The 9,277-nt window shown below is 46.6% G+C and carries 6 protein-coding genes; 2 read left to right on the plus strand and 4 right to left on the minus strand.

The features are described from left to right. The first annotated feature begins 91 nt into the window (after window positions 1-91). Together JIE71_RS07445 and JIE71_RS07450 are read left to right on the plus strand one after the other, a co-directional pair. Window positions 92-1,513, plus strand: coding sequence for a mechanosensitive ion channel family protein (locus JIE71_RS07445; protein WP_199508110.1), 1,422 nt, complete (start codon window positions 92-94; stop codon window positions 1,511-1,513). 113 nt (window positions 1,514-1,626) lie between these two features. After that, the gene (locus tag JIE71_RS07450; protein WP_199508101.1) at window positions 1,627-1,911 is read left to right on the plus strand and encodes a hypothetical protein; all 285 of its coding nucleotides are present in this window, start codon (window positions 1,627-1,629) and stop codon (window positions 1,909-1,911) included. Between the two features lie 79 nt (window positions 1,912-1,990). Here JIE71_RS07450 and rnr read toward each other — a convergent pair whose 3' ends face one another. From rnr to thrS, 4 genes are all read right to left on the minus strand, one after another. Continuing rightward, a complete protein-coding gene (rnr, locus tag JIE71_RS07455; RefSeq protein WP_199508102.1) occupies window positions 1,991-4,234 on the minus strand; it encodes a ribonuclease R in 2,244 nt (747 codons plus the stop codon). A 161-nt stretch (window positions 4,235-4,395) separates the two neighbouring features. Beyond that, complete coding sequence (locus JIE71_RS07460) at window positions 4,396-5,640, minus strand: toxic anion resistance protein (RefSeq protein WP_199508103.1); 1,245 nt, start codon at window positions 5,638-5,640, stop codon at window positions 4,396-4,398. 312 nt (window positions 5,641-5,952) lie between these two features. Further along, window positions 5,953-6,456 carry a translation initiation factor IF-3 gene (gene infC / locus JIE71_RS07465; protein WP_199508104.1) on the minus strand — a complete coding sequence of 168 codons (504 nt, stop codon included), beginning with the start codon at window positions 6,454-6,456 and terminating at the stop codon, window positions 5,953-5,955. A 23-nt stretch (window positions 6,457-6,479) separates the two neighbouring features. Then, a complete protein-coding gene (thrS, locus tag JIE71_RS07470; RefSeq protein ID WP_199508105.1) occupies window positions 6,480-8,414 on the minus strand; it encodes a threonine--tRNA ligase in 1,935 nt (644 codons plus the stop codon). Window positions 8,415-9,277 lie beyond the last annotated feature (863 nt).

Genomic DNA, 9,277 nt, shown 5'->3' on the forward strand with positions numbered 1-9,277 from the left:
TTTCAGCAGCGCATTGCTCATAGGTATGAGCGTCTTTGCAACGCCGTATCCTGTAGTTGCAGAAACTTCCCTGACAGACATTGGCGCACAGATGACAGGCGTCAGCGTGGATGGTGGCGACCAACCTGCTGATGGTGACTCAGCAGCAAATGAAGCGCCTAACACGCCAACCAACGATGCCGAAACCAGCAGCATCACCTCTGCGCCCGATACTGCCGTGCAAGACAGTGATATTCGTGCGCGCATTCGTGGGATTTTTTCTGAAATTGAAGGCTTACAAGCGGTCAACGTGACTGTCAATCAAGGTGTGGTCACGCTGGCAGGTGAGACCGCCAATGAAAAAAAAGCCCAGCAAGCCATCAATCTGAGCAGCCGCATCGCCAATGTGGTCACCGTCAATGACGAGATTGAGCGTACACTTGATGTTCAGGACAATGTCTCTACTGTCTACCAATCGCTTATCACTCGCAGTAAGCAACTGCTTAAAGCCTTACCACTGGTGTTTATTGGTATTTTGCTGTTTGGTATTGTCGCGCTACTGGGCAGCCAACTTGCCAAGCAGCAGCGCCTATGGCAGCGCGTCACACCCAATCCTTTTGTCGCCGAGCTGCTCGCGCAAACGGTAAAAGTTATTTTTATTATCTTAGGACTGATATTAGCGCTCAGCTTGATTGGTGCAGAGACCATTTTGGGCACGCTATTGGGCGGTGCTGGGGTTATCGGTATTGCGGTGGGTTTTGCGGTCAAAGACACCATCGAAAATTACATTGCTTCTCTCATGCTCAGTATTCGTCAGCCATTTCGCGCGCGTGATCAAGTGGTGATTAATGGACAAGAGGGCATCGTGGTTCGGCTCACTTCTCGAGCGACTATTTTAATGACCTTGGATGGCAATCAGCTGCGCATTCCAAATGCGGAAGTGTTTAAAGGCACGATACTCAATTACACCAAAAATCCTGAGCGCCGCTTTACCTTTGAGCTGGGTGTGGATGCCAATGATGACCCGATTGCCGCCATCAAGGTTGGTTTGGATGCGATTAACCAATTGGATTTTGTCTTAGCGACCCCCAAAGCAGTGGCGGTGATTAACGAAGTCGGCGACTCCAATATCGTGCTTGAGTTCCAAGTGTGGGTGGATCAATCACAGACTGACTTTGCCAAAGCGCGCAGTATCGCTATTCGCGAAACCAAGCACGCCCTTGAGGACACTGGCTTTAGCTTGCCTGAGCCGATTTATCGTTTGCGCTTTAGTCACAAACTGGAGCAAGCGCTCATGCACCTGCCTAATGGGGATGCGCCAGCCAAAGCGGCGGTGAGCATACCTGATACCACCATGAGTGATAAGGAAAAAGCCGAAGCCAAAGCGCGCGCCAAGCAGATTTTAGAAGGCTGTGACACCAGTGATGTGTTAGACGCGAAGCCTGATGCCAAGCTCTTGGCAAAAGTAGAGCAAGAAATTGCCGAAAATGCCGACACGCCTGATTTATTAGACAGCCGCAGTCCGCAAGAATAATAGACATGCTGGCAATGGCGATTGAATAAGACCCTCTATAACAGAAAAACGGGCACAAAAAATGCAGTGCATTGTCTGTACGCGTTTATCCCTTTTGTCTGTAGAGTACCGTCATGCAGCCCAAACACATCATCATCGCCGCCCTTGTCGGCATTGTCGCTTTAATTGTTTTTAATGTGCTGAACAGCCACAGCCGTCCTGAAGTTGCGCCCGTCCAGGTAGAGAGCAGTAGCGAACCCGCAGCGCAGGAAAGTGCCGCAACTGTCAGTAACACAGAAACAGCCGCCCCGAGTCTTGGTGAGCAGCCCAAAGCCATTTTGGACAATGTGCATAATAATATCGATGCTGCTGAAGCCAAAGAAGCGGATAAAATGGCGCAGGTCGAAGGCAGTTTATAACCACGCTTACCAAAAATTAGTCATAAAAAAAGGGTCAACGCTGACGTTGACCCTTTTATCTATCTGCCGTAAATAAAAACTACTGACTTTTTTTACGACTACTCTTACGGCTATTAGTGCGGCGTTTTTTCTTGGTTTGGTTCATTTGGCTCGCTTGTAGTTTGGCTTGTAACTCAAAGTCAATTTGTAGCAAGTCCATATTCACGCCAGCAACTTTGATGCGTACCAAGTCGCCCAAGCCAAACAGTTTCCCGTGATCTTGACCGATAAGCTGTTGTTGCTTTTCGTCATAGACAAAGAAGTCATCGCCGACATTTGAGATGTGTACCAAGCCATCAATATATAGGTCGGTTAAGGTGATAAACAAACCAAAATTGGTCACGGTCGTCACCACACCATCAAACTCTTCGCCCACATGGTCTTTCATGTAGTGGCACTTGAGCCATGATTCGACAAAGCGCGAGGCTTTTTCAGCGCGGCGTTCAGTGTCCGAGGTTTGCGTACCTGCTTCATCCAATGAAAAGTCCATCACAGGCTGCTTGGTACCTGTAACTTTGGCTTTAATCGCACGGTGTAGCATCAAGTCAGGATAGCGGCGAATCGGCGAGGTAAAGTGGCTGTACTCATCGTATGCCAAGCCAAAATGCCCGATATTATCAGGGGCATAGTTTGCCTGCATCATTGAGCGCAGTAGCATACTATGAATGCTGATTGCGTCAGGACGGTCTTTGGTCGCTTCGATAATGCGCTGATAGTCCGCCTGCGTTGGGTTTTCTTCAGGGAAACTTAAACCAAAGTTTTTCGCGTATTCATGGATACGACCTGATTTTTCGCCATCGGGCTTATCATGATTGCGGTACAGCACAGGCAATTCATGCTTGAGGGCAAAGTTTGCCGCACACGTATTGGCAAGCAGCATGCACTCTTCAATCAGCTTGTGCGCATCGCCGCGCGTACGTGGCAAGATGTCCGCAATACCGCCTTTTTCGTTGAATTTGATATAGGTTTCAACCGTTTCAAACTCCATCGCATGACGGGCTTCGCGTTTTTTCAGCAGCAGTTCATACAGCTGATGCAAGGTGGCGACCGATTTTTTAACCGCCTCATTGCCAGTGAGCGTTGTCGGTAAGCTGTCATCTTTGGGGTTTTCAAAGTAAGCATTGACTTGATTATAAGTCAGGCGTGCTTGCGAATGCATAACCGCAGGATAAAACTCATAGCCTGTGACATTGCCTGCGCGCGATACCTTGATATCGGCAACCATACACAGACGGTCAACTGACGGATTGAGGGAGCACAAGCCGTTTGACAACACTTCAGGCAGCATCGGAATGACGCGATGCGGGAAGTATACCGACGTGCCACGCTCGTACGCATCAATATCAAGCGGCGAGTTCGGCGTCACATAGTGACTGACATCAGCGATGGCGACCAATACGCGATAGTTACCGCCTGAGCGCTTTTCAGCAAACACGGCGTCATCAAAATCGCGTGCATCTTCACCATCAATGGTGATGAGCGGTATATCACGCAAATCGACACGACCTTTGATGTCTTTTTTGCTTGGCTCTTTGTACGCTTGCGCTTGTTTTAACGCTGCGGGGCTAAACTCTGAGGGAATGTCGTAGTTTAATAACGTGGTTTCAATGATCAGCTCGCGGTCATTATCATCGTTGAGTAGGGCAGTGATTTTACCTGTGGCAAACTCATGCTGGTTTGGCCAGTCGATGATGTCAACTTTAACAGGGTCACCTACTTTTGCGCCGAGGGCATCAACATTGTCATCGGTTACGGTGATGGGCTGGTGATTGTTCGGGCTTGCCAGCTCGACGCAGTAGCCATCTTCATCGCGTGCCAGCGTACCGATAAACTGGTTTTGCTGACGCTCATTAACCTTAACAATACGCCCTTCGGTGCGCCCGCGATTGTCCGTAGACGTACCGATGGCATCGACGGTATCGCCATTAAACACCCAGCGCATTTGTTTTTCATGCAAAAATAAGTCAGGCATGTCCTCAAGCACCACAAAACCAAAGCCTTTGGCATGTGCTGAGACCGTTCCTGTCACCACATCGTGCGTGGTCACAGGACGATAGCGATAAGGACGTCCATCGCGCGTGACCTGACCATCACGAACCATGGCTTTAAGGCGATTACCCAGCGCATCGAACTGTTCGGGGTCATTAATCTCAAAAATATGTGCCAGCTCAGGATGCGTCGGTTGACCATTCTGTGCAATCGTTTGTAGTATCAACTCTCGGCTCGGAATAGGGTTATCGTATTTTTGTGCTTCCGCCGAGGCATTTGGATCGTTCCAAGTCATAAATTACCGTATCTGTCTTTTAATATCATAAGTAAGGAGTATCTTAACACGAACCACCTGACAATATCTTGCAACAATGATGATAAGTCAGGTAACCCGTTTGTACGACCCAAAAGCGAGCGGCCATTCATCTGCGAATGCAGACAGTTTAAACGAACTGTCTAAATGGTCACTTTGGTGTTGTCCGATTGCTGAGTTATTTTCTCAGCATTGATATCCTTGGACACCTCAAGCACGGTGGTCTGGTTAGATTTGTCCAGATACTTTTGTGCTTTGTCCACTTCGGTCGTCAAAGTATTAATCGTCTGCTGCATGCTGTCCAGCGCTTGCACCTTGTAATTGCTGATCATATCCATCGTTTCATAGATATTAGTAAAGGCATTTTGTAGCTTATCCAGTTCAATGGTGGCGCTGGTCGCTTGCTCATGAATCTCGCCTGATTGGCGCTTGAGCATCGCTGAGGTCGATTCAATCAAGCTGCTGGTGGTTTTATTGAGCGCAGTGATTTGGTCGAGTACCAGTTTTTGATTGGTCATTGCCTGCGCGACCACAACAGCGGTGCGTAGCGCAGAAATGGTGGTTGTCGTAGCGCGGTCAACGCCTTTAATAAGCTCAAGGTTATTCTTACGAATGGTGTCTAAGGCCAAATAGCCCTGAATATTAACCGCCAATTGGGTCAAAAAATCAGTATTTTTTTGGCGCACATAAAACAGCATTTCTTCTTTAATAATACGCGCTTTTTCTGGGTCAGTGGCTTCAAGCGTTTGTACCTTTTGCGCCAGTTGCTCATCAATCTTTTTACCGACATAGATATATTGGCGAATAGACTGCATCAGCGCCCACATATTGATTTTTTCTTGCTCAATGGTGGCGTTGTCTTTGAGCAGCTCATCTTTACCGTTGTATAAGCTGGTCACCACCGCATTGATGTGCGACTGCGCTGATTCGTACTGACGAAAATAATCTTGCACTTTATTGCCAAAAGGAATCAGACCAAACAGCTTGCGTGAGCTGGTCAGCTCTTTTTTACTAGGGTCAAGATCTTCGACAATGCCGCGCAGCTCGGTCAATGATTTGGCAATCGGGGAGTTGTCAAAAAGACCATCGTTCAGACTTTTGGCTGGCAAGTCGAGCATACGGTTCGATACCTGTGCGGACTCGCGGATTTCTTTTGAGCCAAGCTCATGAATAGATTGCACATTTTGACGAAAGTCAGGACTATCGACGGGATTGGTAATCACATGGTCAATAAAGGCATCAACCTTGGCATCCAGCTCAGGGATTTGGTCTTTATCGAGCGGCACCATCTGATCGGCTTCATCTTTTTCGACTTCTTTGACAGGTTCAGGGGCGCTAAGTGTAATTGTTTGGCTGGCAGCATTTTCAGGTGGGGTTAATGATTGCATCAGGTGTCCTTATCCAAAGAATAAACAGTGATAAAAATTCGGCGTTGATAATTATTATAAGTAATTGGCAGTATTAGCCTAGGGCAGCAAGCTCATAGCGTCTGCAAAATAAGCGATACGCTTAAGACTACCGCGTTCTGTGGCAGGTGGGAATATGGATTTTGTAAAACGATTTGCGAGTTCCTATCTGCTTGTGCGCCAAACAGCGGACATGACACAAAATGTTAAGGCAACAAAAAACCACCAATACGCGGTGGCATATTGGTGGTCAAAAAAGTACACACGTCATTATCGAACCAAAGACTTGGCTGATTATTTTTTCTTAGTTGGCCCTAAGAGCATACCCATCTGGCGGCCTTCCATTTTTGGTGGCTGCTCAACGTTTGAGATATCAGCGGTATCTTCGATGATACGCTCAAGCTGACGGCGACCAATATCTTGGTGCGCCATTTCACGACCGCGGAAGCGGATGCTGATTTTTACTTTGTCCTGATCTTCTAGAAAGCTAACGATCTTTCTCAGTTTGACCTGATAGTCAGCCTCTTCAGTGCTTGGACGCAGTTTCATCTCTTTTAACTGGGTCTGCTTTTGGTTTTTCTTCGCTTCTTTGGCCTTTTGTTTTTGGTCATATAAGAAACGCTTGTAGTCCATGATTTTGCAAACGGGTGGTTTGGCATCAGGAACCAGTTCAACCAAGTCTAAGTTTTCATCACGTGCCGCTTTCATCGCGGTATTGATATCAACCACGCCCATCTGTTCGCCATCTTCTTTAACAAGACGAACTTGTTTGGCGCTGATATCTTCGTTGATGTTCAAACGGTTTGACTGTTTAATAGGTATTACTCCTCATCTGTTTTTTGATTCTGTCGACCTTTTTGAGCGATGGCAGTTTGTACCAATTCAATAAATGCCTCAACACTCATGACGCCTAGGTTCTCACCTTCACGCGTACGGACATTGACGCTGCCCGATTCGACTTCCTTATCCCCCAATACTAGCATATAAGGGATACGTTCTAATGTTTTCTCTCGTATCTTAAATCCAATCTTTTCGTTACGCAAGTCACTAATGGCGCGCAGTCCAGCAGCACGTAGGGTTTGCACCACTGAGTCACAAGCATCCGCCTGTTTATCGGTGATGTTCATAACCGCAACCTGTTGCGGCGCAAGCCATACAGGCATCCAGCCAGCATAATGCTCAATCAGCATACCAAGGAAACGCTCAAATGAACCCAAAATCGCACGGTGCAACATGACAGGCGTCTCACGCTCGCCATGTTCGTTAACGAACTCGGCATCTAAGCGCTCTGGCATGTTCGGATCGACCTGAATCGTACCGCACTGCCACACACGACCTAGGCAGTCTTTTAGACTAAATTCAATCTTAGGACCGTAGAACGCGCCTTCGCCAGGCAGATATTCCCAGTCCAAGCCTGAGCTATCAAGCGCATCTGCCAAGGCTTTTTCGGCCGCATCCCACGCCGCTTCACTGCCCACACGTTTTTCTGGGCGAGTAGAGAGCTTCATTTCAATATCCGTAAAGCCAAAGTCGTCATATACTGCCAATGTCAGCTTGATGAATTCTGCCACTTCTTCTTGGATTTGCGCAGGCGTACAGAAGATATGCGCGTCATCTTGAGTAAAGCCGCGCACACGCATCAAGCCATGTAGCGAGCCTGACGGTTCGTTACGGTGGCATGATCCAAATTCTGCCATACGTAGCGGCAGGTCACGGTACGACTTTAGCCCTTGGTTAAATACCTGTACGTGGCATGGACAGTTCATCGGTTTTACCGCATAGTCGCGGCTTTCACTCGATGTGGTGAACATATTGGTCGCATAGTTGCCCCAGTGTCCTGAGCGCTCCCACAGACTGCGATCCACGATTTGTGGCGTTTTAATCTCTTGATAGCCATTATCGTATTGTACCTGACGCATATACTGCTCAAGCACTTGATAAATCGTCCAGCCGTTTGGATGCCAAAACACCATACCGGGTGCTTGCTCTTGCATATGAAACAGGTTCAGCGCTTTACCAATTTTACGGTGGTCACGCTTTTCGGCTTCTTCAATACGCTGAATATACGCTTTTAGCTGCTTTTTATCCGCCCACGCCGTACCGTAGATACGCTGTAGCTGTTCGTTTTTAGCATCGCCACGCCAGTAAGCACCTGACATCTTAGTCAGCTTAAACACTTTTAAAAAGCGTGTGTTCGGCACGTGCGGCCCACGGCACATATCCACGTATTCTTGATGATGATACAGACCAAAAGCATCTTCGCCCGGCATATCATTGATTAGCTGTAGCTTATAGTCTTCACCACGCGATTTAAAAATCTCAATCGCCTCATCACGCGGGGTCATTTTTTTGACGACATCATAGTTTTGATTGATCAGCGACATCATACGCTTTTCAATGTTTTCCATGTGCTCAGGGGTAAATGGCGTATCACTATAGATGTCATAATAAAAGCCATCTTCGATCACAGGACCGATGACCATCTTTACATCAGGATACAGCTGCTTGACCGCATGACCGAGCAAATGCGCGCACGAGTGGCGAATGATATCCACACCATCATCATCTTTTGGCGTCACAATCTCCACATTGGCATCAGCGACGATAGGGTCGCACGCATCGACCAAATGTCCATTCACCCGTCCCGCGACCGTAGCTTTTGCCAGTCCCGTACCGATACTTTGCGCCACCTCCATTACGGTGGTGCTGCCTTCGAAGTTTCTTACGCTACCATCGGGTAAAGTAATTGCGACCATAATTGATTACCTATATTTGAATCCGCCAGCAGTGATGATTGCAACCATCAACCATATGACCTTAAGATTATATTGTGACTCATAAATGACAGTACACCAGTCGATGTCTCTAGATGATGCGCCCTTTAAATACAGTTAACTGACGCCTCAAAGCATACCGTCCCAAAGTCAGCCATCATAGCAAAACCACGCTATAAACGCCAGATGACAAGGGATTAAGCCAAATCAATAACCAAGCGGCTTATCTATATAGGTATAAACGCCATAAAAACAATAGCGTCACCCGATAAGCAAAGAAATAGCTATATAGAAAACACTTTCAGAATGTGCTAACTATATAAGAAAGATAAAGCAAAAAAACTAAGGTGCATAAGATAGGTAAGTAAACGACTAAAAACAGGCAAAAATAGAAAAAGATAAAATAATTTAAACAAAGTGTTGACACACAAAATAAACGCTCTATAATACGCCCCACTGATGAGGCAAAGCGGTTGTTAAAACGCTTACTTGCGAAGTTAGTAAAAAAAAGAGTTTGACAGTTTATAAATTTATGATAGACTAGTCGGCTCACCCATACAGCGAAGCGTATTAGCTTAGTGAGTTTGGGTAATAAATATTTACTGGACGACAGTGATATTACTTTTTAAAAGCATACTAAAGAACAACTTGTGTGGATTTTTGCTGACACAGAATGTTAGTTATTCAGCCAGTAATGGCAAAAAAAATTATCATTCATGATTAGCAAATAACTCAAGTTAATTCATATACGAACATACGAAAAGTTAAATGCGAGTGATTGAATGAGCCAAGATTAGGGACCATCTTAAAAGGTCTCAAGTAGATTAAACTGAAGAGTTTGATCA

This window comes from Psychrobacter sp. bablab_jr014, from assembly GCF_016464015.1.
Taxonomy (GTDB): domain Bacteria; phylum Pseudomonadota; class Gammaproteobacteria; order Pseudomonadales; family Moraxellaceae; genus Psychrobacter.